This window comes from Nonomuraea sp. NPDC051298 (genome assembly GCF_055586305.1).
In genome coordinates this window covers 1-25927 of sequence record NZ_JBVJIM010000001.1, presented here as the reverse complement: position 1 = coordinate 25927, position 25927 = coordinate 1, and the positions used below count along the sequence as shown (strand labels likewise).

Below are 25927 nucleotides of genomic sequence, written 5' to 3'. Positions count from 1 at the left end.
ACCGCTACCAAAAGTTGACAGGGTGTTAGTCAGGACATGCCTACGAGGAGGGGCCGCATGAACCTGATCACCCGGGCGGACTGGCACGCGAAGAAGCCGACCAGCGTCTACACCCGCCTGTCGTCGACCAGAGGAGTCAAGATCCACTACACCGGCGGGACGGTGCCCGCCGACCTGGCCGAGGCGGGCAACCATGACCGCTGCGTCGGCCTCGTCCAGGACATCCAGCGCATGCACATGGCGGGGGGCCGCGGCGAGCGGTACATCGACCTGGGCTACAACATGGTGTGCTGCCCCCACAGGAGCACGTTCATGGGCCGGGGCCCGCACGCCCTCCCGGCCGCCAACGGCGCGGGCCTCAACTCCGGCCACTACGCGGTGCTGGCGCTGGTCGGCAGCTCGGGATTGACCGAGCCGAACGACGACCTGCTCAACGCCCTGGTCGACGCCATCGAATACCTGCGCGAGCACGGCGAGGCGGGCCGGGAGGTCAAGGGGCACCGCGACGGCTACGCCACCTCGTGCCCGGGAGACCCGCTCTACCGCTGGGTACGCGACGGCGCCGAACGCCCCTGACCCCCGCCGCCGCGCCGCGGCGGGGCCCGCGCGACGAGCCGGAGGTCAGGGGAGGCGGCCGACGTGGGCCAGCGCCTGCTTCAGCAGGACACCCTGCCCGCCCGCCATGTCCTGCTGGACCAGCGGCGAGGCCGCCTCCTCGGGGGTGAACCACACCAGGTCGAGCGCGTCCTGCCGGGGCCGGCAGTCGCCCGCGACGGGCACGACGTAGGCCAGCGAGACGGCGTGCTGGCGCGGGTCGTGGTAGGGGGTGACCCCGGCCGTGGGAAAGTACTCGGCCACGGTGAAGGGCTGCGGCGCGGCGGGGATGTGGGGCAGCGCCACGGGGCCGAGGTCCTTCTCCAGGTGGCGCAGGAGCGCGTCGCGGATCCGTTCGTGGTGCAGCACCCGGCCCGAGACCAGCGCGCGGCTGACCGTACCGTCCGACAGGATGCGCAACAGCAGGCCGACGTGGGTGACCACACCGGTCTCGTCGACCCGCACCGGCACGGCGTCGACGTAGAGGATCGGCATCCGGCCGCGCACCGACTCCAGTTCTTCCGGTGCGAGCCACGCCGGCGTCGTTTCGGTCTTTTCGGTCATGCGCTGATCGTACGGCCCGGCGGGTCACCGGCGTACGGTACTCCCGTCAGATGAGATCCGGCCCGCGAGCCAGGCGGCCGCGCAGGTGAGCAACACGATGCCGAAGAACGGCAGATATTCAGTGACTTTTCGCTTCATGTGAGGTCGCTTTCCGCTCTCTCCTTGGCCAGCCGCCTGCGTTGCGGCTGAACGGTGTACCGGGGATCACGGGCCGACTCCATCCCGGCCAGGAAGATCCCGAACCTGGTGCACGCCGACCCCGCCAGCAGGGCCGCCCCCGCCGCCACGGCCGCGATCCTGCTGCGCCGCCCCAGGGTCGCCCCCGCCAGCGCCCCGGCCAGCGACAGCACCTCGCCCGCCCGCAGCAGTCCGCTGCGCTTGAGCGGCTCGGCCAGCGGCCCGAGCCGCCGCTCCATCCGCTGGGCGGCCACGCACTCCACCGCCGCGCCCAGCAGCGCCGCCCGCCGCGCCGGGGCCGCCTCCGACAGCGGCGCCGCCAGCAGGCCGAGCCCGCCCGCCGCCGCCGCGGCCGACCCGGCGAACAGGAACGGCATCTCGCGGAACCCCTCGTGCCAGGACGGCACCGCGGTGTCGCAGATCAGCGCCGCCGTGTACGTCGCCACCGCCGGCCCGGCGATCCCGGCCCCCACGGTGGCGGCGCGGCCGAGCCCGGGGAACCTCCCGGTGACGGCGGCGGCCGCCGCGCACCCGGCCTGCGGCCCGTACGCGCTGAGGATCCACGTGCCCACGCTCATCGGCGAGGTCACCTTGAACACCCGCAGCATGTTGAGGAAGCACTCGGGCCGGCCCAGGTCGTGGATGAGCGCGTAGAGCGAGCCGCCCAGCGCGCACACCGCCCCGACCTTGGCCGCCCTGGCCAGGCGGGGCCGCCCGGTGAGGTCGGCGGCGGCGGCCAGCGTGGACGACGCCCCGGCCAGGCCGCCCAGGAACAGGTAGCCGGCGATGTCCGGCGCCTGCCACGTCGGCGCGTTCAGCACCGGCCGCCCGTAGTAGGAGTCGAAGTCCGCCTTCGGCGCCTGCAGCCGCTCGCGCCTGCGGCCCGCCGAGCCGGGCGTGGCCTCGCGCTCGGCTCGCAGCTCCGCCGAGCCGTCCATCCGCACGTCGGTCTGGCTCATCCCCGCCTCCTCCAGGCCGTCGCGGTCAGCCCCGCGAGCAGGGCGAGCGCCGCGACCCCCACGTGCCGCCACATCGACGGCAGGTCCCTGGTGGTCACCACCGGATCCGGCGGCAGGCCGTACACCTCCGGCTCGTCCAGCAGCAGGAAGAACGCGCCCGTGTCGCCCACGCCGTCGCCGGGGTCGTGGCCGTACAGGCGGGCGGAGGTCAGCCCCGCCTCCCGCACCTGCGCCAGGCGGCGCTCGGCGCGCTCGCGCAGCTCGTCCAGGTCGCCGAACTGGATGGAGTCGGTCGGGCAGGTCTTGGCGCAGGCCGGCTCCTGCCCGGCGCCCAGGCGGTCGTAGCACATCGTGCACTTGGCGGCCGTGCCGCTGCTCTCACGCTTGCCGATCACCCCGAACGGGCAGGCGGGCACGCAGTAGCCGCAGCCGTTGCAGATGTCCTGCTGCACCACGACCGTGCCGTACTCGGTGCGGAACAGCGAACCGGTCGGGCAGACGTCCAGGCAGGCCGCGTGCGTGCAGTGCTTGCACACGTCGGAGGCCATCAGCCAGCGGAAGTCCATGTCGCCGACCCCGGGCTCCTGGTGGCCGAGCGGCCGCCGCTGCTCGACGAACGCCACGTGCCGCCAGGTGTCGGCGCCCAGCCCGACCGTGTTGTCGTAGGACATGCCGGTGAAGTTCAGCCCGTCCTCGGGGACCTGGTTCCACTCCTTGCACGCCACCTCGCACGCCTTGCAGCCGATGCAGATGCTGGTGTCGGTGAAGAAGCCCACCCTGCCCTCGCCGAGCCGCTCGTCCAGGTCGAAAGCCACGGCTCACGCCTCCGTTCCGGTGCCGGCGTCCACCCCTGCGCGCCGCTGATAGGACCTGACCAGCTCCGGCAGCGCGGGGCCGCGCGGTCGCCGGCCCGGCCGGATGTCCGCGGACAGGGCCTTGACCTCCTGGATGTGCGCGTTGGGGTCCAGCGAGATCGCCGCCAGCTCGTTGGCCGCGTCGCCCTTGGCCAGCCCGTTCGGGCCGAAGTGGAACGGCAGCCCGATCTGGTGCACCACCCGCCCGTCCAGGTGCAGCGACGGGATGCGGTCGGTGACCATGACCCGCGCCTCGATGGCGTTGCGCGCGGTGACGATCGTGGCCCACTCTCCGTGGACGAGCCCCCGCTCGGCCGCCAGCGCCGGCGAGACCTCGCAGAACATCTCCGGCTGCAACTCGGCCAGGTACGGCGTGAACCGGCTCATGCCGCCCGCCGTGAAGTGCTCGGTCAGCCGGTAGGTCGTCACCACGTAGGGATAGACCGACGCCCCCGGCTCGTCCCCGCTCGGCTGGTAGCGGTTGTCCTCGTGCGGGTAGACCTTGCGCGCCGGGTTGCGCTGGCGTCCGTACAGCGGGTTGGCCACCGGCGAGTCCTGCGGCTCGTAGTGCGTGGGCAGCGGCCCGTCCACCACCCCCGCGGGCGCGAACAGCCAGCCCTTCCCGTCGGCCTGCATGATGAACGGGTCGATGCCCGACAGCGCCTCGCTCCCCTGCGCGTCCGGCGGCGGACGGTAGCCGGGGCTCTTGCCCGCCTCGAAGTCGGGCACGTCGTGGCCGGTCCACCGCTCCGCCTCGGCGTCCCACCAGACCAGCCGCTTGCGTTCGCTCCACGGGGTGCCGTCGGGCCTGGCCGAGGCCCGGTTGTAGAGGATGCGCCGGTTGGCCGGCCAGGCCCACGCCCACTCGGCGGCGATCCAGTCCTGCTCGGCGGCCGGTCTGCGGCGGGCGGCCTGGTTGACGCCGTCGGCGTACACGCCGGAGTAGATCCAGCAGCCGCAGGCGGTGGAGCCGTCGTCCTTGAGCGCGTGGTAGCCCGGCAGCGGACGGCCCTCGCCGTCCCAGCCGTTGATCTCGGCCAGCACCGCCTCCGCGGACGGCTCGGCCAGCCCGCCCCCGACCGGGTAGTCCCACGTGAGGTCGAGCACGGGCGCGTCCATCGGGTCCTGCGACCCGGCCAGCTTCCCGCGGATGATCCGGCCCAGGTGGTACATGAACCACAGGTCGCTGCGGGCGTCGTCCTCGGGTTCGACGGCTTGGTGGTGCCACTGGAGCAGCCGGTTGGTGTTGGTGAAGCTGCCGCTCTTCTCGGTGTGGCAGGCCGCGGGCAGGAAGAACACCTCGGTGCCGATGTCGGCCGTGCTCAGCTCGCCCGTCTCGATCTCCGGGCCGTCCTTCCACCAGGTGGCGCTCTCGATCAGGTTGAGGTCGCGCACCACCAGCCAGTCGAGCCGGGCCATGCCCAGGCGCTGCATCCTGGCGTTGGCCGAGCCGACCGCCGGGTTCTCGCCGAGCAGCAGGTAGCCCTTGCAGACGCCGTCGAGCTGGGCCAGCACCGTGTCGTACGTGCTGTGCGAGCCCGTCAGGCGGGGCAGCCAGCCGAAGCGGTAGTCGTTGTCCGGCTGCGCAGACTCGCCCCACCACGCCTTGAGCAGGCTGACCAGGTAGGCGGGCATGTTCGCCCAGCAGCCCTTGTGCGGCGCGTCGGCCGACAGGAAGTCGCGCAGCCTTTCGTTCTCGTGGGCGTGCGGCATCGGGATGTAGCCGGGCAGCAGGTTGAACAGCGTCGGCACGTCGCTGGAGCCCTGGATGCTGGCGTGCCCGCGCAGCGCCTGGATGCCGCCTCCCGGGCGGCCGATGTTGCCCAGCAGCAACTGCAGGATGCTCGCCGCCCGGATGAACTGCGAGCCGTCGCTGTGCTGCGTCCAGCCGACCGCGTAGACGAACTCGGAGGTCTTCTCCGGCCCCGAGTTCTCCGTGAGGTGGCGGCACACCTCCTCGAACAGGCGTCGCGGCACCCCGCACACCCGCTCCACCGTCTCCGGCGTGTAGCGGGCGAAGTGGCGGCGCAGCACCTGCAGGACGCAGCGCGGGTGCCGCAGCGTCTCGTCGCGCTGCGGATGCCCGACGAGCGGCACGCCGGTGCCACCCTGCACCTCGCCGCGGCCCGGCGGGACCTTCCCCAGGTGCCGCTCGTACTCCGCGTTCCGCTCGCCGGAGGCGGCGACCGTGGTCATGCCCTCGTACTGCCAGGAGCCGGGGTCGTACGTGCGGCTCTCGGGGTCGAAGCCGGAGAAGACGCCGTCGAGGTCCTCGGTGTCGCGGTAGTCCTCCCGCAGGATGGTGGCCGCGTTGGTGTAGTTGAGCACGTACTCGTGGAAGTACAGCTCGTTCTCCAGCACGTGGTTGATGATCGCGCCGAGGAAGGCCACGTCGGAGCCGGCACGGATGGGCACGTGCAGGTCGGCGGGCGCGCTCGTCCGGGTGAAGCGCGGGTCCACGTGGATGATCACCGCGCCGCGCGCCTTGGCCTCCATCACCCACTGGAAGCCCACCGGGTGCGCCTCGGCGAAGTTCGAGCCCTGGATGACGATGCAGTCGGAGTGCTGCAGGTCCTGCATGAACGTGGTGGCCCCGCCCCGCCCGAACGAGGTGCCCAGCCCCACCACGGTCGAGCTGTGGCACACGCGGGCCTGGTTCTCGATCTGCACCACGCCCAGCGCCGTCAGCAGCTTCTTGATGAGGTAGTTCTCCTCGTTGTCCAGCGTCGCGCCGCCGAGGCTGGCGATGCCCATCGTCCGCGCGGTACGCAGGCCGTCCTGCTCCCACTGCCAGGTCTCGCGCCGGGTCGCGATGATCCGGTCGGCGATCATGTCCATCGCGGTGGCGAGGTCGATCCGCTGCCAGTCGGCCGCGCCCGGCGGGCGGTAGAGCGCCCGGCGCTGCCGGGAGAAGCCGGTGGTGAGCTGGAGGCTGGCCGCGCCCTTCGGGCACAGCCGGCCGCGGCTGATGGGGGAGTCGGGGTCGCCCTCGATCTGGACGACCTTCTCCTCTCGTACGTACACGTTCTGGGCGCAGCCCACCGCGCAGAACGGGCACACCGACTTGACCACCCGGTCGGCCGTGGCCGTACGCGCCCGCCACGCCCCGGTCCTGGCCGACCGCGCCGCCGGCCCCCGCGCCGTACGGTCGTCGCCGGTGAGCTGCCGCAGCAGCGGCCACGAGAACTCCATGACACCCCCCGATGCCCCCGGCCCCAGTCCTGCCCTGGACAGGACGGTGGAAAACCGGCAGGTCAGGACACCCGGGAAGGCGGGCGGGTCAGAACAGCCGGGCGGCCGCCTCGTCCCAACCGGCCCGGTCGCCGGACGGCTCGTAGCGGCGCAGCGGCTGGGAGGAGGCGACCAGCGCCCGCAGCTCCTCCAGGCCGGAGACCAGCCCGGCCGCCCGCGCCTGCACCAGCACGTTGCCGATCGCGGTCGCCTCAGCGGGCCCGGCCACGACCGGCAGCCCGCAGGCGTCGGCCGTGAACTGGCACAGCAGTTCGTTCCGCGACCCGCCGCCCACCAGGTGGACCACCTCGACGTCGCGGCCCGACAGCTCCATCGCCTGGCGCACGGCCAGCCGGTGCCCGAGCGCCAGGCTCTCCAGCACGCACCGCACGTACGCGGCGGGCGAGGAGGGCGGAGCCTGCCCGGTGCGGCGGCACTCGGCGGCGATCCTGGCCGGCATGTCGCCGGGCGGCAGGAAGAGGGGCTGGTCGGGGTCGACCACGGCGGCGAACGGCCGCTCGCCGGCCGCCGCGGCGAGCAGCTCGCCCAGGTCGGAGCCCGGCCAGGCGCGCAGGCACTCCTGCAGCAGCCACAGGCCCATCACGTTGCGCAGGTAGCGGACGGTGCCGTCGATGCCGGCCTCGTTGGTGAAGTTCGCGGCCCGGCTCTCGGGCGTCAGCACCGGGCCGGGCAGCTCGACCCCGGCCAGCGACCAGGTGCCGCACGAGACGTAGGCGAAGGCGGGGCCGCGGGCCGGCACGGCGGCCACCGCCGAGGCCGTGTCGTGCGAGCCCACCGCCCTGACCGGCGCCGACCAGCCCAGCTCGGCGGCCACGTCGGGGCGCAGGCCGCCCAGCTCGTCGCCGGGCCGCCGCAGCGGCGGGAAGATCCCGGCGGGCAGCCCGAGCCGCTCGATCAGCGGCGTCGCCCACGACCGGGTGCGCACGTCGAGCAGCCCCGTCGTGGAGGCGTTGGTCTCCTCCGCGCCCGTCTCGCCGGTCAGCCAGTAGCCGATCAGGTCGGGGACCAGCAGCATGGTGGCCGCCCCGTCGAGCCGGTCGGCGAGGAGCTGGTAGATCGTGTTGAACGGCAGCACCTGCAGGCCGGACACGTCGTACAGGGTCTCCGCGCCCACCTCGGCGGCGACCCGCTCGGCCACGCCGTGGGTGCGGTCGTCGCGGTAGTGCACCGGGTTGCCCAGCATCGCGCCCGACGCGTCCAGCAGCGCGTAGTCGACGGCCCAGGAGTCGACGCCGATCGAGGAGACCGGACCCGCCTGCCGCAGCCCGGCCAGGATCTCGCGGTAGAGCCCGAGGATGTCCCAGTGGAGGCGGCCGGCCACGCGTACGGGGCCGTTGGGGAAGCGGTGCGCCTCGGTCAGGCTCAGCCCGCCCGACAGACCGCCCGACAGGTCGGCCAGCATCACCCGGCCGCTGGAGGCCCCCAGGTCGACGGCGGCGAAACGGCGGCTCATTGCGTGGACTCCCTGGCGACGAGCTCCGGCTGGAACATGATGTGCTGGTGCGCGTGCGTCTCCGGGTTGTCGCACTCGTCCAGCAGCAGCTCGGTGGCGATCCGCCCGAGCTGGTAGGTGGGCTGCCGCATCGAGCTGAGCGACACGGCCGAGGCGGCGGCGAAGTCGATGTCGTCGTAGCCCATCAGCGCCACGTCCTCAGGCACGCGTACGCCGGCGCGCAGCAGCGCGCGCAGCACGCCCAGCGCGAGCAGGTCGTTGGCGCAGAAGACGGCCTCCGGCAGGCCGGCCGCGATCAGCTCGGTGGCGGCCTGCTCGCCCGCGCGGGCCGTCATCGTCTCGACCTCGGCCACCCGCAGGCCGGCGGGGTCGAGCCCGGCGGCCCGCATCGCGACCTTGGCGCCCGCGCGGCGCTCGACGCACTGCCTGATCGTCAGCGGGCCGGTCACGTAGGCGATGCTGCGCGCCCCTTTCGCCAGCAGGTGCGCCACCGCCGCCCGGCCGCCCGCGACGTCGTCCACGGCCACCGCGCACTGGTCGGGCCGATGGGCGGGATGGTCGACCAGCACCACGCTGATGCCGTGCTCGCGCAGCCGGTCGAGGCGGGCCGGGTCTTCTCCGGAGGGCGTGATCAGCACGCCGCGCACCCGGTGCTCCGACAGCACCCGCAGGTTGCGGTCCTCCTTGCCGGCCGAGCCGGCCGAGTTGCCCAGGATCACCGCGTAGCCCAGCTCGCTGGCCATGTCCTCCACCCCGGCGGCGACCTCGGTGAAGAACGGGTTGCCGATGTCGATCACGCTGAGGCCGATCGTCCTGCTGTGCCCGGCGCGCAGCGTGGACGCCGAGCCGTGCCGGACGAAGCCCAGCTCGTCGATGGCCGCCTCCACCCGCCGCCGGGTCGCGGGGGCGACTTTGCCGGGCCGGTTCAGTACGTTGGAGACCGTGCCCGGGGAGACGCCGGCGTGCGCGGCGACCTCCTTGATGCTGACCATGGCCATGGAGGGCAATTAAAACGTACAAACCCCCCGCGCGCCAGTCGCGTGACCGCCAGGGGTGGGCATTCGCGCCGCACCGGCTCGGCGGTTGAGGGGTGGTGCGCCGCAAGATCTTAAAACGTTCTAACTCCAACCAAGGGCATTAAAACGTGTCATCCGCCGATCCGATCTCGGGCCAGGAGCGGGGCCGGTGATGCATTGACAGCGAGGACCTGGAATCGTAGTTTCCTGCACGAAGATTAAAACGTTTTGAAGGGAGTGTCGGTGCAGCGGCCCCCACGACCACTGACCCGACGTGTTCCACCTGGATTGATCGGGGAGCAATGACTGACATCAAGGCCGCGCTGCGGGCGCAGCACATCGAGACGCCCTCCTGGGCCTACGGCAACAGCGGCACCCGGTTCAAGGTGTTCGCGCAGAAGGGCGTGCCGCGCGACCCGTACGAGAAGCTGGCCGACGCCGCCCAGGTGCACGCCCACACCGGCATCGCCCCCACGGTCGCCCTGCACATCCCGTGGGACAAGGTCGCCGACTACGCCGACCTGGCCCGGCACGCCCGCGACCTGGGCGTACGCATCGGCGCGATCAACTCCAACGTCTTCCAGGACGACGACTACATGCTGGGCAGCGTCACCCACCCCGCCGCCAGGGTCCGCCGCAAGGCCACCGACCACCTGCTCGAATGCGTCGACATCATGGACGCCACCGGCTCCGACACCCTCAAGCTGTGGTTCTCCGACGGCATCAACTACCCGGGCCAGGACGACCTGCGCGCCCGCCAGGACCGCCTGGCCGACTCGCTCGCCGAGGTCTACGAGCGGCTCGGCGAGGGCCAGCGCTTCCTGCTGGAGTACAAGCTGTTCGAGCCCGCCTTCTACGCCACCGACGTGCCCGACTGGGGCACCGCCTACGCCCACTGCGTCAAGCTCGGCCCCAAGGCCCAGGTGGTCGTCGACACCGGCCACCACGCGCCGGGCACCAACATCGAGTTCATCGTCGCCTTCCTGCTGCGGGAGGGCAAGCTCGGCGGCTTCGACTTCAACTCCCGCTTCTACGCCGACGACGACCTCATGGTGGGCGCGGCCGACCCGTTCCAGCTCTTCCGCATCATGTACGAGGTCGTGCGCGGCGGCGGCCTGGAGGCCGAGGCCGGGGTGGCGTTCATGCTCGACCAGTGCCACAACATCGAGCCCAAGATCCCGGGCCAGATCCGCTCGGTCATGAACGTCCAGGAGGCCACCGCCAAGGCGCTGCTGGTCGACCGCGAGGCGCTGGCCGCCGCGCAGGCCGAGGGCGACGTGCTGGGCGCGAACGCCGTGTTCATGGACGCCTACAACACCGACGTGCGGCCGCTTCTCGCCGAGCTGCGGCAGGAGCTGGGCCTCGCGCCCGACCCGATGGCCGCCTACGCCGGTTCCGGATACTTCGAGAAGATCGCCGCCGAGCGTGTCGGCGGCGAGCAGGCCGGCTGGGGGGCCTGACCGATCATGAACGTCATCAACGAACTGCTCGACCGCTCCCACCGCCTGGGGGCCGACCCGCGCAACACCAACTTCGCCGGGGGCAACACCTCGGCCAAGGGCGCCGCCCCCGACCCGGTCACCGGCGAGGAGGTGGAGCTGGTCTGGGTCAAGGGCTCGGGCGGTGACCTGGGCACGCTGAAGGAGCAGGGGCTGGCCGTCCTGCGACTCGACCGGCTGCGCGCCCTGACCCGCGTCTACCCCGGCGTCGAGCGCGAGGACGAGATGGTCGCCGCGTTCGACTACTGCCTGCACGGCAAGGGCGGTGCCGCGCCGTCCATCGACACCGCCATGCACGGCCTGGTCGAGGCGGCGCACGTCGACCACCTGCACCCCGACGCCGGCATCGCGCTGGCCACCGCCGCCGACGGCGAGGAGCTGACCAGGCGCGTCTTCGGCGACCGGGTCGTGTGGGTGCCGTGGCGGCGGCCGGGCTTCCAGCTCGGCCTGGACATCGCCGCCATCAAGGAGGCCAACCCGCAGGCCATCGGCTGCGTCCTGGGCGGCCACGGCATCACCGCGTGGGGCGCGACGTCCGAGGAGTGCGAGGAGCGCTCGCTGGAGATCATCCGCACCGCGGAGGCGTACCTGGCCGAGCACGGCCGCCCCGACCCGTTCGGCTCGGTGATCTACGAGACGCTGCCGGAGGCCGAGCGCCACGAGCGCGCCGCCGCGCTGTTCCCGATCGTGCGCGGCCTGGCCTCCACCGACGTGCGCGTGGTCGGCCACTACACCGACACCGCCGAGGTGCTCGACTTCGTCGCGCGCTCCGAGCACCCGAGGCTGGCGGCGCTCGGCACGTCCTGCCCCGACCACTTCCTGCGGACGAAGGTCGCGCCGCTGGTGCTGGACCTGCCGCCGGACGCGCCCCTGGAGCAGGCCGCCGAACGGCTGCGCGAGCTGCACGCCGCCTACCGCGAGGACTACACCGCCTACTACGACCGGCACGCCGCCCCCGACTCGCCGCCCATGCGCGGCGCGGACCCGGCGATCGTGCTGGTGCCGGGGGTCGGCATGTTCTCCTTCGGCAAGGACAAGCAGACGGCGAGGGTCGCGGGCGAGTTCTACGTCAACGCCGTCAACGTCATGCGCGGAGCCGAGTCCGTCTCCTCCTACGCGCCCATTCCCGAGTCGGAGAAGTTCCGCATCGAGTACTGGGAGCTGGAGGAGGCCAAGCTCCGCCGCCTGCCCAAGCCCAAGCCCCTGGCCACCAGGATCGCGCTGGTGACCGGCGGCGGCTCGGGCATCGGCGCGGCCACCGCCCGCCGGCTGGCCGCCGAGGGCGCGTGCGTGATCGTGGCCGACCGCGACCTGGGGGCGGCCGAGAAGGTGGCCGCCGAGCTGGGCGCGGGCGCGTACCGGGGCTCGGACGTCGCGGTGGCGATCGGGGTGGACGTCACGTCGGAGGAGCAGATCGCGGCGGCCGTACGCGCGGGCGTCCTGGCGTTCGGCGGCGTCGACCTGGTCGTCAACAACGCCGGGCTGTCGCTGTCGCGCTCGCTCCTGGAGACCACCCTGGCCGACTGGGACCTGCAGCACGACGTCATGGCGCGCGGCTCGTTCCTGGTCTCGCGCGAGACGGCCAAGGTCATGATCGGGCAGGGGATGGGCGGCGACATCGTCTACATCTCCTCCAAGAACGCCGTCTTCGCCGGCCCGAACAACGTCGCCTACGGCGCGGCCAAGGCCGACCAGGCCCACCAGGTCCGCCTGCTGGCGGCCGAGCTGGGCGGCCACGGCATCCGGGTCAACGGCGTCAACCCCGACGGCGTCGTCCGCGGGTCGGGCATCTTCGCCTCCGGCTGGGGCGCCAACCGCGCCGCCGTGTACGGGGTCGAGGAGGAGCGGCTCGGCGAGTTCTACGCCCAGCGGACCCTGCTCAAGCGCGAGGTGCTGCCCGAGCACGTGGCCGCGGCCGTCTTCGCCCTCGCCGGCAGCGACCTGACCCACACCACCGGCCTGCACATCCCGGTGGACGCGGGCGTGGCCGCCGCCTTCCTGCGGTGAGCGACTCGGAGCCGCAGTCCCTCCCGCGGTGAGCCCCGCCCGCGGTGAGCCGGAGCCGCGGGCTCAGGCGTGGGCGGCCACGAGGCCGGCCACCGCGAGGGCGGCGCCGGCCGCCGTGATCAGGACCCCTCCGGTCACGGCGGCCCGGCGCCCCCTGCGCACCCCCAGCCAGTGCATGACCACGTACGGCAGGAACCCCAGCCCCGCCAGCCCCGTCGCGGGCAGCGTCAGCGCCGCCAGCACCGCCTTCGCGCCCGCGGGCACGGCCCGGTCGCCCTCGGGCGTGAGCCGGGCCCGCAGCACCTCGCCCACCTCGGTGCCGGGCGGGGCGGGCACCTCCACCACGGCCTCCCCCGAGTCGGACGTGAACCAGCCCCGGCAGTCGTACCGGCTGCGCGCCTCGGTGCCGACGCCCTCCGGTCCGGCGGCATCCAGTCTGGCGCCTTCCAGTCCGGCGCCCTCGGGTCCGAGGTCCTCGTGTCCCAGGTCCTCGCACGAGACGACGCGTAACGTCCCCGGCGTGCCGGACCCGTCCGCGACCAGGCCCAACTCCCCGAGCGCCGACACGGCCGGCACCACGCACAGGCCCGCCCACAGCAGCGCGAGGAGCACCCGTCCCCACGGCCCGGGCCCGTTTCCACGTGTGACGGCCGGGTTTTCGGACAAGAACTGGGTCATGGCCTCCATCCTGCCGCCCGCCTCCCGGTTCTCGCCCGCGGGTGACAAGTCTCACGATGCGGTCCTCGGACCCGCCCCAGCTTGCATGTTCATCCTCTAGAGTGCATCATCTTCACCAGTAAGGTCATGAGCTGTGATGCATAATCATGCAGGAGGATGACGGATGAGGGCAGCAGTCGCGGGAGCCAGCGGCTACGCGGGAGGCGAGCTGCTCCGCCTCCTCCTCGGCCATCCCGAGTTCGAGATCGGCGCGCTCACCGCCGCCTCCAGCGCCGGCAGCCCGCTCGGCGCCCACCAGCCCCACCTCGCCCCGCTCGCCGACCGGATCATCCAGGACACCACCGCCGACGCGCTCGCCGGGCACGACGTGGTCTTCCTGGCCCTGCCGCACGGCCACTCGGCCGCCGTCGCCGCCCAGCTCGGCGAGGAGACGATCGTCGTCGACTGCGGCGCCGACCACCGGCTCGCCGACCCGGCCGCCTGGCAGGAGTTCTACGGCGGCGAGCACGCCGGCACCTGGCCCTACGGCCTGCCCGAGCTGCCCGGCCAGCGCGAGGTGCTCAGGACCGCCAGGCGCATCGCCGTCCCCGGCTGCTACCCGACCTCCGTGCTGCTCGCCCTGACCCCCGCGTACGCCGCCGGGCTCGCCGGGCCCGACGTCGTCGTCGTGGCCGCCAGCGGCACCAGCGGCGCGGGCAAGTCGCTCAAGCCCCACCTGCTCGGCAGCGAGGTCATGGGCGCGGTCAGCGCGTACGGCGTGGGCGGCGTCCACCGGCACACGCCCGAGATGGAGCAGGGCCTGTCGGCCGTCGCCGGCACGCCCGTACGGGTGTCGTTCACCCCCACGCTGGCCCCCATGAGCCGCGGCATCCTGGCCACCTGCACGGCCCCCGCCGCGCCCGGGGTGACCAGGGAGTCGCTGCGCTCGGCGTACGAGGCCGCGCTCAAGGCCGAGCCGTTCGTCCGGCTGCTGCCCGAGGGCACCTGGCCGGCCACCTCCATGACCTACGGCGCCAACACCGCCGCCCTCCAGGTGACGCTCGACGAGCGCGCGGACCGCGTGGTCGCCGTCATCGCCATCGACAACCTCACCAAGGGCACGGCCGGGGGCGCCGTCCAGAGCGTGAACCTCGCCCTCGGCCTGCCGGAAGAGCTCGGCCTCCCCACGACAGGAGTAGCTCCGTGAGAGAGCGCAGCGAACGAACCGACGAGCAAGGGTGCTCCACACCCCTGCGGCCAGGACTCATGGCGCCGGCACTTGCGCGGCCGGTGAAGGAGGGCGCATGAGCGTCACCGCCCCCTTGGGCTTCCGCGCCGCGGGCGTGGCCGCAGGGATCAAGTCCGGCGGCTCCCGTGACCTCGCCCTCGTCGTCAACGACGGCCCCGCCCGCGCCGCCGCGGGCGTCTTCACCGCCAACCGCGTCAAGGCCGCCCCCGTGCTGTGGTCGCAGCAGGTCCTCGCGGGCGGCCGGCTGCGCGCGGTCGTGCTCAACTCCGGCGGCGCGAACGCCTGCACGGGCCCCGAGGGCTTCCAGGACACCCACGCCACCGCCGAGAAGGCCGCCGGGCTGCTCGACGACTCCGCGGGCGAGATCGCGGTCTGCTCCACCGGCCTGATCGGCGAGCGCCTGCCCATGGACGCGCTGTTGTCCGGTGTCGAGACCGCCGCGGGCCAGCTCTCCCGCGACGGCGGCCTGGCCGCCGCCGACGCCATCCGCACCACCGACACCGTCTCCAAGATCTCCTTCAAGCGGGGCTCCGGCTACATGGTCGGCGGCATGGCCAAGGGCGCCGGCATGCTGGCCCCCGCCCTGGCCACGATGCTCTGCGTGATCACCACCGACGCCGAGCTGAGCAGCGAGCAGCTCGACGCCGTGCTGCGCGCGGCCACGTCCAGGACGTTCGACCGGCTCGACACCGACGGCTGCATGTCCACCAACGACACCGTGCTCCTGCTGGCCAGCGGGGCCGCCGGGGTCGTGCCCGACCTGGCCGAGTTCGAGCAGCGGGTCACCGAGGTCTGCGCCGACCTGGCCAGGCAGCTCCTGGTCGACGCCGAGGGCGCCTCCAAGGCCATCGCCATCGAGGTGGTCGGCGCGGCCTCCGAGGACGACGCGGTCAAGGTCGGCCGTTCGGTCGCCCGCTCCAACCTGCTCAAGTGCGCCATCCACGGGGAGGACCCCAACTGGGGCCGCGTCCTGGCCGCCGTCGGCACCACCGACGCGGTGTTCGAGCCCGACCGGCTCAACGTGGCCATCAACGGCATCTGGATCTGCCGGGGCGGAGCCGTCGGCGACGACCGTTCCAAGGTGGACATGCGACCCCGCGACGTGACGATCACCGTCGACCTGTCGGCGGGGCCGCACACCGCGACCGTCCACACCACCGACCTGACGGCCGACTACGTCCACGAGAACTCGGCGTACTCCTCGTGAGGCTCACCACCGCCCAGACCAAGGCGGGGGCGCTCATCGAGGCGCTGCCCTGGCTGACCCGCTTCCACGGCGCGACCGTCGTCATCAAGTACGGCGGCAACGCCATGATCGACGAGGCGCTGAAGAGCGGCTTCGCCGAGGACATCGTCTTCCTGCACCACGCGGGCCTGCGCCCGGTCGTCGTGCACGGCGGCGGCCCGCAGATCAGCAGCGCGCTCGACCGGCTCGGCATCGAGTCCACGTTCACCGCCGGGCTGCGGGTGACCACGCCCGAGGCCATGCAGGTCGTCAGGATGGTCCTGACGGGTCAGGTCAACCGCGAGATCGTCGGCCTGGTCAACCGGCACGGCCCGTTCGCGGTCGGCATGTCAGGTGAGGACGCCCATCTGTTCACGGCCGTACGCAAGCACGCCGTCGTGGACGGCGAGCCGGTCGACATCGGACAGGTCGGCGAGATCATCAAGGTCGACCCCGGCGCGGTCGGCGCGCTCATCGACAACGGCCGCATCCCGATCGTGTCCAGCGTGGCCAGGGGTGAGGACGGCGAGATCTACAACGTCAACGCCGACACCGCCGCCGCCGCGCTCGCCGTCGCCCTCGAGGCGCACAAACTGATCGTCCTGACCGACGTCGAGGGCCTGTACGCCAACTGGCCCGACGACTCCGAGGTGATCGACCATCTCACCGCCGACGAGCTGGCGACACTGATGCCCACACTGTCCAGCGGTATGGTCCCGAAGATGGAGGCGTGCCTGACGGCCGTCAAGGGCGGGGTGCCGCAGGCCCACGTCCTCGACGGCCGGGTGCCCCACTCGCTGCTGCTGGAGATCTTCACCAATGAAGGAATCGGAACGATGGTGATGCCCGGATGAACCTGTACGAGAGGTTCGAGAACGCCTTCATGCCCAACTACGGCGTCCCGCCGCTGGCACTGGCACGAGGCGAGGGCACCCGGGTCTGGGACGTCGAGGGCAGGCAATACCTCGACTTCATCGCCGGCATCGCCACCAGCTCGCTCGGCCACGCCCACCCCGCCCTGGTCGAGGCCGTCTCCGCGCAGGTCGCCACGATCGCGCACACCAGCAACCTCTTCCTGCACGAGCCCGAGGTGCTGCTCGCCGAGCGGCTCCTCGCGCTGCTCAACGCCCCCGCCCGCGTCTTCTTCGCCAACTCGGGCACCGAGGCGAACGAGGCCGCCTACAAGGTCGCCCTCAAGTACGGCCGCCGCGAGGGCCGCTCCTACTTCGTGGCCGCCGAGAACGGCTTCCACGGCCGCACCATGGGCGCCCTGTCGCTGACGGGCAAGAAGTCCATCCGCGACCCGTTCGGCCCCTTCCCCGTCGACGTGCGCTTCGTCCCGTACGGCGACGCCGACGCGCTCAAAGAGGCCGTCACCGGCGACTGCATCGCGGTCTTCCTGGAGCCCACGCAGGGCGAGGCCGGCGTCGTCCCGCCGCCCGAGGGCTACTTCGAGGCCGCCCGCGAGATCTGCGACTCCACCGGCGCCCTGCTGGTGGCCGACGAGATCCAGTCGGCCATCGGCCGCACCGGCCACTGGTTCGCCCACCAGGCCGACGGCGTCACCCCCGACCTCCTCACCCTGGCCAAGGGGCTCGGGGGCGGGCTGCCGATCGGGGCCTGCGTCGGGTTCGGCGAGATCGGCACGCTCTTCGACAAGGGCGACCACGGCTCGACGTTCGGCGGCAACCCGGTCTCGTGCGCCGCGGCGCTGGCCGTGCTCGCCAACGTCGACCTCGACCACGTCACCTCGGTCGCCGCGCGGCTGCGCACCGGGCTCGAGTCCGCCGGGCACCCGCTGCTCAAGGGCGTACGCGGCCGGGGCCTGTGGCTGGCCGCCGTGCTGGCCGAGCCCCGCGCCGCCGAGCTCCAGAAGGCCGCCGCCGAGGCCGGCTTCCTGGTCAACGCCGTGCAGCCCGACGCCGTACGCATCGCGCCGCCCCTGGTCGTGACGGCCGGCGAGGTGGACGCGCTGGTGGCGGCGTTCCCCGCGATCCTGGCGGAGGCGGCCAAGTGAGCGTGCGGCACTTCCTCCGCGACGACGACCTGACCCCGGCCGAGCAGGCCGAGGTCCTCGACCTCGCCGCCGCCATGAAGAAGGACCGGTTCGGCTACCGCCCCTTCGAGGGCCCCCAGAGCGTGGCCGTGCTGTTCGACAAGCCGTCGGCCAGGACCCGCGTCTCCTTCCACACCGGCATCGGCGAGCTGGGCGGCCTGCCGCTCATCGTCGACCACGTCTCGGTGCTCATGGGCCGCGGCGAGCCGGCCGCCGACCTGGCCAGGGTCCTCGACCGGCAGGTCTCCGCCATCGTCTGGCGCACCACCGGCCAGGAGCTGATCGACGAGATGGCCGCCCACTCCCGGGTGCCCGTCGTCAACGCGCTGACCGACCAGTTCCACCCCTGCCAGATCCTCGCCGACCTGCAGACGGTCAAGGAGAAGCTGGGCCGCACCGCCGGGCTCACGCTCACCTACGTGGGCGACGGCGCCAACAACATGGCCCACTCCTACCTGCTCGGCGGCGCCACCGCGGGCATGCACGTACGCGTCGCCGCGCCCGCCGGCTACCAGCCCGACGCGGTCATCCTCGACCAGGCCGCCGCCATCGCCGCCAGGACGGGCGGCTCGGTGATCGCGCTGTCCGACCCGGCCGCCGCCGCCCAGGGCGCCCACGTGGTCGCCACCGACACGTGGGTGTCCATGGGCCAGGACGGCAAGGAGGCGCGGGTCGCCGCGCTCATGCCGTACCAGGTCAACGCCGAACTGCTCGAACACGCCGCGTCCGACGCGATCGTGCTGCACTGCCTGCCCGCCTACCGCGGCTACGAGATCACCGAAGGCGTGCTCGAAGGCCCGCGCAGCGTGGTCTGGGACCAGGCGGAGAACCGCCTGCACGCCCAGAAGGCGCTGCTCCACTGGCTGGTGAGACGACGATGACGATCCCGATGACCAAGGCCGCGCGGCAGGCGAAGATCACCGAGCTGCTGCAGCGCCAGGCCGTGCGCTCCCAGCCCGAGCTGGCCAAGCTGCTCGCCGAGAGCGGCGTCGAGGCCACCCAGGCCACGCTCTCGCGCGACCTCGACGAGCTGGGCGCGCTCAAGCTGCGCGCCGACGACGGCTCCCTCGTGTACGCGCTGCCCGGCGAGGGCGGCGGCCGGATCCCGGTCACCCGCCTGGGCACCGGCGAGAGCCCGCTCGCCCGGCTGCACCGCATCGCGGAGGAACTGCTCGTCTCGGCCGAGGCGTCCGCCAACCTGGTCATCGTCAGGACCCCGCCCGGCGCGGCGCAGTTCCTCGCCTCCGCCATCGACCACGCCGACTGGGAGTCGATCCTCGGCACGGTGGCGGGCGACGACACGGTCCTCGTCATCAGCCGCGACCCCACCGGCGGCCAATCCGTCGCCGACGCCCTGCTGAAGGTCGCCGACAGACGTGCCTAGCACGCGTTCCGCCGCCCGCGCCCGCTAAGATCGCGGCGGTCGGGGACCGGAAGGGCTGACGTGCACTATCGTCGCGCCGGGGCGCACAGCTCGGGGGTCGCCGGAGTCGTGCCGTCCAAAGCGGACGCGACCCTCGAAAACGTAAACGGAGGACACAACGGTGAGTGATGGCAAGCCGATGCGGCTGTGGGGCGGACGCTTCGAGAGCGGCCCGTCCGACGCGCTGGCCCGGCTGTCGGTGAGCGTGCACTTCGACTGGCGGCTGGTGCCGTACGACCTGGCGGCGTCCAGGGCGCACGCCCGCGTGCTGCACAGGGCGGAGCTGCTGAGCGACGACGAGCTCGAACGCATGATCGGCGCGCTCGACGACCTGGAGCGGGCCTGCAAGGCGGGCGAGTTCCGGCCGACGGTCGCCGACGAGGACGTGCACACCGCCCTGGAGCGCGGCCTGCTCGAACGGCTCGGCTCGCTCGGCGGCAAGCTCCGCGCCGGCCGCTCGCGCAACGACCAGATCGCCACCGACCTGCGGCTCTACCTCCGCGACCACGCGCGCACGATCGTCTCCCGGCTGGTCGAGCTGGAGACCGCGCTCATGGCCCAGGCCGAGCAGCACGCCGAGACGGCCGCGCCCGGGATGACCCACCTGCAGCACGCCCAGCCCGTCTCGTTCGGCCACCAGCTCCTGGCCCACGTGCACGCCTTCGCCCGCGACGTCGACCGCCTCACCGACTGGGACAAGCGCGCCGCGATCTCCCCGCTCGGCTCCGGCGCCCTGGCCGGCTCCTCGCTCCCGCTCGACCCGCAGGCCGTGGCCGACGAGCTGGGCTTCTCGGCCCCCGCGCCCAACTCGATGGACGCCGTCGCCGACCGCGACTTCGCCGCCGAGTTCCTGTTCGACGCGGCCATGATCGGCGTGCACCTGTCGCGGCTGGGCGAGGAGATCGTCCTGTGGGCCTCGCAGGAGTTCCGCTGGATCGAGATGGACGACGCCTACTCCACCGGCTCGTCGATCATGCCGCAGAAGAAGAACCCCGACGTGGCCGAGCTGGCCCGCGGCAAGTCCGGCCGCCTCATCGGCAACCTGATGTCGCTGCTCACCACGCTCAAGGGCCTGCCGCTGACCTACAACCGCGACCTGCAGGAGGACAAGGAGCCGGTGTTCGACGCGGTCGACACGCTCCTGCTCGTGCTGCCCGCGGTGGCCGGTCTGGTCGCCACCATGCGGGTCAACACCGCCCGCCTGGAGTCTTCCGCCCCCGACGGCTTCGCGCTCGCCACCGACCTGGCCGAGCTGCTGGTGCGGCGCGGGGTCGCCTTCCGCGACGCCCACGAGGCGGTCGGCCACCTCGTGGTGTGGTGCCAGGTCAACGACAAGGACCTCGGCGACCTCACCGACGACGAGCTGGTCAAGGTCTCGCCGCACCTGACGCCCGACGTACGCGACGTGCTCAGCGTGCCCGGCGCCCTGGCCGCCCGCAAGGCGTACGGCGGCACCGCCCCCGACCGCGTCCGCGACCAGCTCATCGCGCTGCGGGAGGCCGTCGACACGCAGGCGGCATGGGCAGCGGGAAGCTGAGCCCCGCCGCGCTGCCGCGGAGCTTCTTCGACCGGCCGTCGCACGAGGTGGCGCCCGACCTGCTCGGGCGCGTACTCGTGCACGGCTCCGTCGCCGTGCGCCTGACCGAGGTCGAGGCGTACGGCGGCCCGGGCGAGGACCCGGCGGCGCACACGTACCGGGGCAGGACACCGCGGAACGCGGTCATGTTCGGCCCACCGGGCCACCTGTACGTCTACTTCACCTACGGCATGCACTTCTGCGCCAACGTCGTGTGCCTGCCCGACGGCTTCGGCTCGGCCGTGCTGCTGCGCGCGGGCGAGGTGGTGGAGGGCGTGCCCGAGGCCCGTTCGCGCCGCTCGTCCGGCAGCCGGGTCACCGACCGCGACCTCGCCCGCGGGCCCGCCAGGCTGGCCGTGTCACTCGGGCTGCTGCGCGAGCACAACGGCCTCGACGCGATCCTCGAAGGCTCGCCCGCCGGACGCCCCCACCTGTCGGCCACCATGCTGGAGGGCCTGGCCGCCGAGCCGACCGCGATCAGGTCAGGCCCGCGCACCGGCGTGTCGACGGCCAAGGAGACCCCGTGGCGGTTCTGGATCGACGGTGAGCCCACCGTCTCCCCGTATCGCGCTCACGTGCCCCGGCGGCGCAGCACGGCGGCCACCTCCGTGGGAGAGGCGCCCAGCTCGTGAGCGCTGAAGAGGTGCAGGTGGTCGCCGGTGTCGATCTCCAGCATCTCGCTGCGCCTGCCCCACCGCCTGCGTACGTCCACGTTGATGTCCCAGATCGACTCCCACGGCACGTGCCGGCTGCCCGCGAACCCGTGCACCACCGTGATGCCGCTCTCGTCGGCCGCCAGCCGCACCGGCACCAGCACGTCACGCAGCCCCATCGCGCCGACCAGCACGGCCGCGGGCACCGCGAGGATCACGCCCCGGTAGTCATCGCCGAACCACCAGTAGACGCCGAGACCGGCGCACACCAGAGCCCCTAAGATCTTGAAAACGGCAAGCTCGCGACGGACCCTCCACATGGACACCCAGCGTATCCAAGTGGCGCGCATCCGCACCGATCGGGCAGGCTGAAGGCATCCGCATCCAACCCCAGGAAAGCCAGATACCGTGACCGACATCCTCGACGACCTCGCATGGCGGGGCCTGATCGCACAGTCCACCGACCTCGACGCCCTGCGCGCGTCCATGGCAAAGGAACCGATCACGGTCTATTCCGGCTTCGACCCCACGGCGCCGTCGCTGCACATCGGCCACTTCGTGCCGCTGCTCACGCTGCGCCGACTCCAACTCGCGGGACACCGGCCGATCGGCCTGGTCGGCGGGGCCACCGGCCTCATCGGCGACCCGAGCGGCCGCAACACCGAGCGCTCACTCAACTCCACCGAGATCGTCGCCGAGTGGGTCGACCGCCTGCGCGGCCAGGTCGGCAAGTTCCTCGACTTCGACGCCCAGCCCAACCCCGCCCTCCTGGTCAGCAACCTCGACTGGACCGGCGAGCTGAGCGCCATCGACTTCCTGCGCGACGTCGGCAAGCACTTCCCGGTCAACCGCATGCTGGCCAGGGAGTCGGTCTCCGCGCGCCTGGCGGGGGAGGGGCTCAGCTACACCGAGTTCAGCTACCAGATCCTGCAGTCGTACGACTACCTCGAGCTCTTCCGCCGCTACAACTGCACGCTGCAGATCGGCGGCAGCGACCAGTGGGGCAACATCACCGCGGGCGCCGACCTCATCCGCCGCGTCGAGGGCGGGCACGTCCACGTGCTCACCCAGCCGCTCATCACCAAGGCCGACGGCACCAAGTTCGGCAAGACGGCCGGCGGCGCGCTCTGGCTCGACCCCGAGATGACCTCCCCGTACGCCTTCTACCAGTACTTCCTCAACTCCGACGACCGCGACGTGATCCATTACCTGAAGGTGTTCACGTTCAGGAGCCGCGAGGAGATCGAGGAGCTGGAGAAGGCGGTCGCCGAGCGGCCCTTCGCCCGCGAGGCCCAGCGCACGCTGGCCGAAGACCTTACCGAGCTGCTGCACGGCCGGCCGGAGCTCGACGCGGTCGTGGCCGCCTCCAAGGCGCTGTTCGGGCAGGGCGAGCTGGCGGAGCTGCCGGCCGCCACCCTGCGGGCCGCGCTGGCCGAGGTGCCCAAGACCGAGGTGCCCGCGCTGGGCGTCGCCTACGTGGACCTGCTGGCCGACAGCGGCGTGGTCGAGTCCAAGTCCGCGGCCCGGCGGGCGGTGAAGGAGGGCGGGGCGTACCTCAACAACCGCAAGATCACCGACGAGTCCTACGTGCCCACCGCCGACGACCTGCTGGCCGGGCGGTTCATGGTGCTGCGGCGCGGCAAGAAGTCGATCGGCGGCGTGGTGGTCGGCTGACCGTTCGACCGGCGTCACCCGTACCGAACGGTCACCCGTACCGACGAGACACGGGGCGGGCCCCGGAATCCGAGGGCCCGCCCGCTCACGCGAGCGTTCACCGACGCGTGAACAAGGCCACCGTCAGCCCCGGCAGATCGCCCGAATGCCGGGCCGAACTCAGCTCGAACCCGGCCCGCTCGACCTCCCCGACCCTCGGGACGCCGTCACCCTCCAGCCCCGACTGCTTCGTCCCCCGCCACACGACCCAGACCCGCTCGCGTCCCTCCAGGGCCGCCGAGAGGTCGGGGCGCTCCGGGTAACCGAACCCGTCCGCGTCGGGCACGTCGCCGGACCGGAGCACGTCGACCGGCATCAGGGAGTCGGCGTAGTAGTCGAAGCCGGTACGCAACTGGCTCTGGCCGTAGACGATCCCGTCGTCCGGCTCGGCCTTGACCACGCGCAGCGCCCACGGGATGTTCTCGAACCGCCCGTTCTCCTCCCGTACCTCCACGTGGTCGGGGAAGGCCAGCACGCACCCGAGCGCCACGGCCGCGATCCCGGCCGCCGTCTGGAAGCGGGGCAGGCAGGTCACCGCCAGCCCCGCCAGCAGCGCCAGCGCCGGGGCGGTCACGAAGAGGTAGCGGTCGACGTACACCGGGGTCACCAGCAGCGAGACCGCGAGCAGCAGCACCGGCGGCAGCACCAGCCACCCGGCCAGCACGAACGCCCACACCCGCGCCGGGTCGCGCCGGCGGGCCCGCCACAGCAGCACCGCCCCGGCCAGCGCCATCGCGAACAGCACCACCCCGAGCGTGGTCGCCCCCGCCGCCATCTTGGGGAACTTCAGCCACACCTCCGGCCCCCGCTGCGGGATCCAACTGATGGCATGCCGCTCCCCGAACCCGATCAGCCCCAGGACGACGGCCGGAACAGACCCGGCGGCCAGCGCTGCCACCATCCGGCCGGCCACCGCGCGCCGCATCAGCAGAAGCTGGGCGGGCAGCACCAGCACCGCGAACAGATGGGTGGAGCACACCAGCGCCACCGCCACGCCGTACACCACCCAGCGCCGCCCCACCGGCCGCTCGATCGCCCGGTGCAGGGCCCAGAACGCGAACACCACCGCCGCGGCGGCGAACGCGTACGACCTGGCGAAGGCCCCGTAGTAGGACACCGACGGCAGGATCGCGAAGACGGCGGCGGCGATCACGCCCGTCCGCGTGCTGTGCAACCGCCTGCCCAGCTCGACCAGCAGCCAGGCCGCCACCCCGATCGCGACTGCCGAGGGCAGCCGCAGCCACAGCTCCGCCGTGCCCGCCATCCCCCAGAAGTGCATGAACAGGTAGTAGGGGAGAAAGTGACCGTCGATGTGCCGCGCCAGCTCGAACATGCCGGAGAGCGAACGGGAGGCGGCGCTGATCGTGGCCAGCTCGTCGCCGTTCAGGGTGCTGGCGCCCGTCCCCGAGAACGCGGCCAGCGCGGCGAGCCCGCCCATCACCCAAGGGGGCGCCGCGCGGCGGCGTCGGGCGGGCGGAGCTGTCGGAGGAGCGAACGTGGCGGCAGTGGTCACCGGGGCAGGATACGCGGCGTGGGGACGCGGGTATGGAGGATGTGATCACGTTTAAGGGGGTTTGTGACCCTCCGGCGGTCCTGCCGGGAACAGGGGTTCTCTCGGCGGGCGGTACGTGTCGGCTTCATAACGATCCCGCCCGCTCCCGGTCGCGGGAACCGGCCCGAAACCCCGACACCACAGGGCTTCCCGAGCCGGGCAGACCATGAACGACGGCCGTCGCCGGAGCCGGGGCTTCTTGATCGAGTACCCCGCCCGTCCTGGGCGGCACCCACCGGAGGACCCGCGACTCCGGGATCTCCGGACCCGGCGCAGCACCCGCCCGCCGCACAGGGGAACCGACCGCCGAACACCCATCCCCACAGCTCGTCCTGAGGGCGCGCCCACTTGCCCGCCAAGGAGCAGTCGGCCCGCTGACCTGCTCCTCCGTAGCCTGGGCCGTCCCCAAGAAGCCGTCCACCCGGCGGTTCGGCGGGGGTGACCGCGGGTCGACGGCCAGTCTCGCTGAGACCGCCGACGTCGGCGGTGTTCGGGACGACGCCCCGGCCGCACGGCGGCGACGCGCAGCCGCAGCCGCAGTCGCCGCTCGCCCTCGCCGTGAGTTCGAGATCGTCGGGTGCCTCGCCACCGGAACTCGCGAGCCGGGTCGGGTCGAGACGTCCGCGAGAAGTTCGAATATCGCCGGGCGAGGCGATTTGACGTGTCGGGGATCGCGACCTAATCTTTCACTTCGCCCCGGGAGTGAGCCGGACGCCGATCAGGCGGACGGGCCCCAAGGGCAAACCCCTTGAAGTACGAGCCAGTCGGCTGAGCCGCTTCGGTGTGCTCCAGCACGACTCGTCTTCTGGCACATCGAGAACGCCGAAATATTCGGTTGATTCGACGTGATCCGGATGACACGGTAAGTTGCGAGGGCCGCTCCGGACTCGGAGCATCGCAATCTTGGACGGTCTGAACACCTCCGAACAAATCGCAAGATTTGACACGGAGATCGACGATCTGATAAACTAGCGGAAGACGAGATAGCGCCCCCGGGCAGGATCTACTGAAAGTGGATCTCAACCGAGTGTTCGCGTCCGTTTCTTGAGAACTCAACAGTGTGTCAAAAAGCCAGTGCATGATGCACAACCCCGTCTTTTTTGGACGGATTCCTTTGGTTGACATTCATGTGAATGTCGGCCAGGACGGTTTTCCAAGCATTGTTTGGAGAGTTTGATCCTGGCTCAGGACGAACGCTGGCGGCGTGCTTAACACATGCAAGTCGAGCGGAAAGGCCCTTCGGGGTACTCGAGCGGCGAACGGGTGAGTAACACGTGAGTAACCTGCCCCTGACTCTGGGATAAGCCTGGGAAACCGGGTCTAATACCGGATGTGACCTCCTCCGGCATCGGGTGGTGGTGGAAAGTTTTTCGGTCAGGGATGGGCTCGCGGCCTATCAGCTTGTTGGTGGGGTAGTGGCCTACCAAGGCGACGACGGGTAGCCGGCC

21 protein-coding genes and 1 rRNA gene are annotated in these 25927 nt (G+C 72.2%); 13 read left to right on the top strand and 9 right to left on the bottom strand.

Annotation, left to right across the window (positions count from 1 at the left end; all coding sequences use genetic code 11):
- Positions 1-57 precede the first annotated feature (57 nt).
- The gene (locus tag ACZ6S0_RS00110; RefSeq protein ID WP_465912247.1) at positions 58-576 is read left to right on the top strand and encodes a peptidoglycan recognition protein family protein; all 519 of its coding nucleotides are present in this window, start codon (positions 58-60) and stop codon (positions 574-576) included.
- Positions 577-621: 45 nt separating this feature from the next.
- Here the strand turns inward: ACZ6S0_RS00110 and ACZ6S0_RS00105 are convergent, their stop codons facing one another.
- From ACZ6S0_RS00105 to ACZ6S0_RS00080, 6 genes are all read right to left on the bottom strand, one after another.
- Positions 622-1158: an NUDIX hydrolase family protein gene (locus ACZ6S0_RS00105; RefSeq protein ID WP_344875561.1), complete on the bottom strand. Its 537-nt coding sequence runs from the start codon at positions 1156-1158 to the stop codon at positions 622-624.
- A gap of 134 nt (positions 1159-1292) precedes the next feature.
- Entirely contained in the window at positions 1293-2294 is a 1002-nt protein-coding gene (gene nrfD, locus ACZ6S0_RS00100; RefSeq protein WP_465912244.1) for an NrfD/PsrC family molybdoenzyme membrane anchor subunit, read from the bottom strand.
- Positions 2291-3109: a 4Fe-4S dicluster domain-containing protein gene (locus tag ACZ6S0_RS00095; RefSeq protein ID WP_465912243.1), complete on the bottom strand. Its 819-nt coding sequence runs from the start codon at positions 3107-3109 to the stop codon at positions 2291-2293. Before ACZ6S0_RS00095 ends, nrfD begins: the two co-directional genes overlap by 4 nt.
- A gap of 3 nt (positions 3110-3112) precedes the next feature.
- Positions 3113-6340: a formate dehydrogenase gene (gene fdh / locus ACZ6S0_RS00090; RefSeq protein WP_465912241.1), complete on the bottom strand. Its 3228-nt coding sequence runs from the start codon at positions 6338-6340 to the stop codon at positions 3113-3115.
- An 88-nt stretch (positions 6341-6428) separates the two neighbouring features.
- Positions 6429-7853, bottom strand: a complete 1425-nt coding sequence (locus tag ACZ6S0_RS00085; RefSeq protein WP_465912239.1) for a rhamnulokinase — start codon at positions 7851-7853, stop codon at positions 6429-6431.
- A complete protein-coding gene (locus ACZ6S0_RS00080) occupies positions 7850-8851 on the bottom strand; it encodes a LacI family DNA-binding transcriptional regulator (protein WP_465912237.1) in 1002 nt (333 codons plus the stop codon). The genes ACZ6S0_RS00085 and ACZ6S0_RS00080 overlap by 4 nt, the downstream gene beginning before the upstream one ends.
- A gap of 320 nt (positions 8852-9171) precedes the next feature.
- Between ACZ6S0_RS00080 and rhaI the strand changes: the two genes are divergently transcribed.
- Positions 9172-10329, top strand: a complete 1158-nt coding sequence (rhaI, locus tag ACZ6S0_RS00075; protein ID WP_465912235.1) for an L-rhamnose isomerase — start codon at positions 9172-9174, stop codon at positions 10327-10329.
- 6 nt (positions 10330-10335) lie between these two features.
- Complete coding sequence (locus tag ACZ6S0_RS00070; RefSeq protein ID WP_465912233.1) at positions 10336-12375, top strand: bifunctional aldolase/short-chain dehydrogenase; 2040 nt, start codon at positions 10336-10338, stop codon at positions 12373-12375.
- Positions 12376-12438: 63 nt separating this feature from the next.
- Here the strand turns inward: ACZ6S0_RS00070 and ACZ6S0_RS00065 are convergent, their stop codons facing one another.
- Positions 12439-13053 carry a hypothetical protein gene (locus ACZ6S0_RS00065; protein ID WP_465912232.1) on the bottom strand — a complete coding sequence of 205 codons (615 nt, stop codon included), beginning with the start codon at positions 13051-13053 and terminating at the stop codon, positions 12439-12441.
- A gap of 163 nt (positions 13054-13216) precedes the next feature.
- On the opposite strand from ACZ6S0_RS00065, the gene argC reads away from it, so the two are divergent.
- The 8 genes from argC (at position 13217) to ACZ6S0_RS00025 (ending at position 21193) form a co-directional block, all read left to right on the top strand.
- Complete coding sequence (gene argC, locus ACZ6S0_RS00060) at positions 13217-14239, top strand: N-acetyl-gamma-glutamyl-phosphate reductase (RefSeq protein WP_465912230.1); 1023 nt, start codon at positions 13217-13219, stop codon at positions 14237-14239.
- Between the two features lie 97 nt (positions 14240-14336).
- Complete coding sequence (gene argJ / locus ACZ6S0_RS00055; RefSeq protein ID WP_465912228.1) at positions 14337-15488, top strand: bifunctional glutamate N-acetyltransferase/amino-acid acetyltransferase ArgJ; 1152 nt, start codon at positions 14337-14339, stop codon at positions 15486-15488.
- Positions 15485-16360 carry an acetylglutamate kinase gene (argB, locus tag ACZ6S0_RS00050; protein WP_465912226.1) on the top strand — a complete coding sequence of 292 codons (876 nt, stop codon included), beginning with the start codon at positions 15485-15487 and terminating at the stop codon, positions 16358-16360. The genes argJ and argB overlap by 4 nt, the downstream gene beginning before the upstream one ends.
- Positions 16357-17523, top strand: a complete 1167-nt coding sequence (locus tag ACZ6S0_RS00045; protein WP_465912224.1) for an acetylornithine transaminase — start codon at positions 16357-16359, stop codon at positions 17521-17523. The genes argB and ACZ6S0_RS00045 overlap by 4 nt, the downstream gene beginning before the upstream one ends.
- Before the next feature lie 2 nt (positions 17524-17525).
- Positions 17526-18443 (top strand): ornithine carbamoyltransferase, encoded by a 918-nt coding sequence (gene argF / locus ACZ6S0_RS00040; RefSeq protein ID WP_465913338.1) that lies wholly within the window; start codon positions 17526-17528, stop codon positions 18441-18443.
- Positions 18440-18946 (top strand): arginine repressor, encoded by a 507-nt coding sequence (locus ACZ6S0_RS00035; protein ID WP_465912222.1) that lies wholly within the window; start codon positions 18440-18442, stop codon positions 18944-18946. The genes argF and ACZ6S0_RS00035 overlap by 4 nt, the downstream gene beginning before the upstream one ends.
- 178 nt (positions 18947-19124) lie before the next feature.
- Entirely contained in the window at positions 19125-20522 is a 1398-nt protein-coding gene (argH, locus tag ACZ6S0_RS00030; protein WP_465913336.1) for an argininosuccinate lyase, read from the top strand.
- Positions 20504-21193, top strand: coding sequence for a DNA-3-methyladenine glycosylase (locus ACZ6S0_RS00025; RefSeq protein WP_465912220.1), 690 nt, complete (start codon positions 20504-20506; stop codon positions 21191-21193). Before argH ends, ACZ6S0_RS00025 begins: the two co-directional genes overlap by 19 nt.
- On the opposite strand, the gene ACZ6S0_RS00020 is transcribed toward ACZ6S0_RS00025, so the two are convergent.
- Positions 21133-21534 (bottom strand): PH domain-containing protein, encoded by a 402-nt coding sequence (locus tag ACZ6S0_RS00020; RefSeq protein ID WP_465912218.1) that lies wholly within the window; start codon positions 21532-21534, stop codon positions 21133-21135. The two genes, ACZ6S0_RS00025 and ACZ6S0_RS00020, sit on opposite strands and share 61 nt — an antisense overlap.
- A gap of 88 nt (positions 21535-21622) precedes the next feature.
- Here ACZ6S0_RS00020 and tyrS point away from each other — a divergent pair, with 88 nt between their 5' ends.
- Entirely contained in the window at positions 21623-22888 is a 1266-nt protein-coding gene (gene tyrS, locus ACZ6S0_RS00015; RefSeq protein ID WP_465912215.1) for a tyrosine--tRNA ligase, read from the top strand.
- A 97-nt stretch (positions 22889-22985) separates the two neighbouring features.
- On the opposite strand, the gene ACZ6S0_RS00010 is transcribed toward tyrS, so the two are convergent.
- A complete protein-coding gene (locus ACZ6S0_RS00010; RefSeq protein WP_465912213.1) occupies positions 22986-24440 on the bottom strand; it encodes a glycosyltransferase family 39 protein in 1455 nt (484 codons plus the stop codon).
- Between the two features lie 1200 nt (positions 24441-25640).
- Here ACZ6S0_RS00010 and ACZ6S0_RS00005 point away from each other — a divergent pair.
- Positions 25641-25927: ribosomal RNA gene (locus ACZ6S0_RS00005) — 16S ribosomal RNA — on the top strand; the annotation flags it as partial.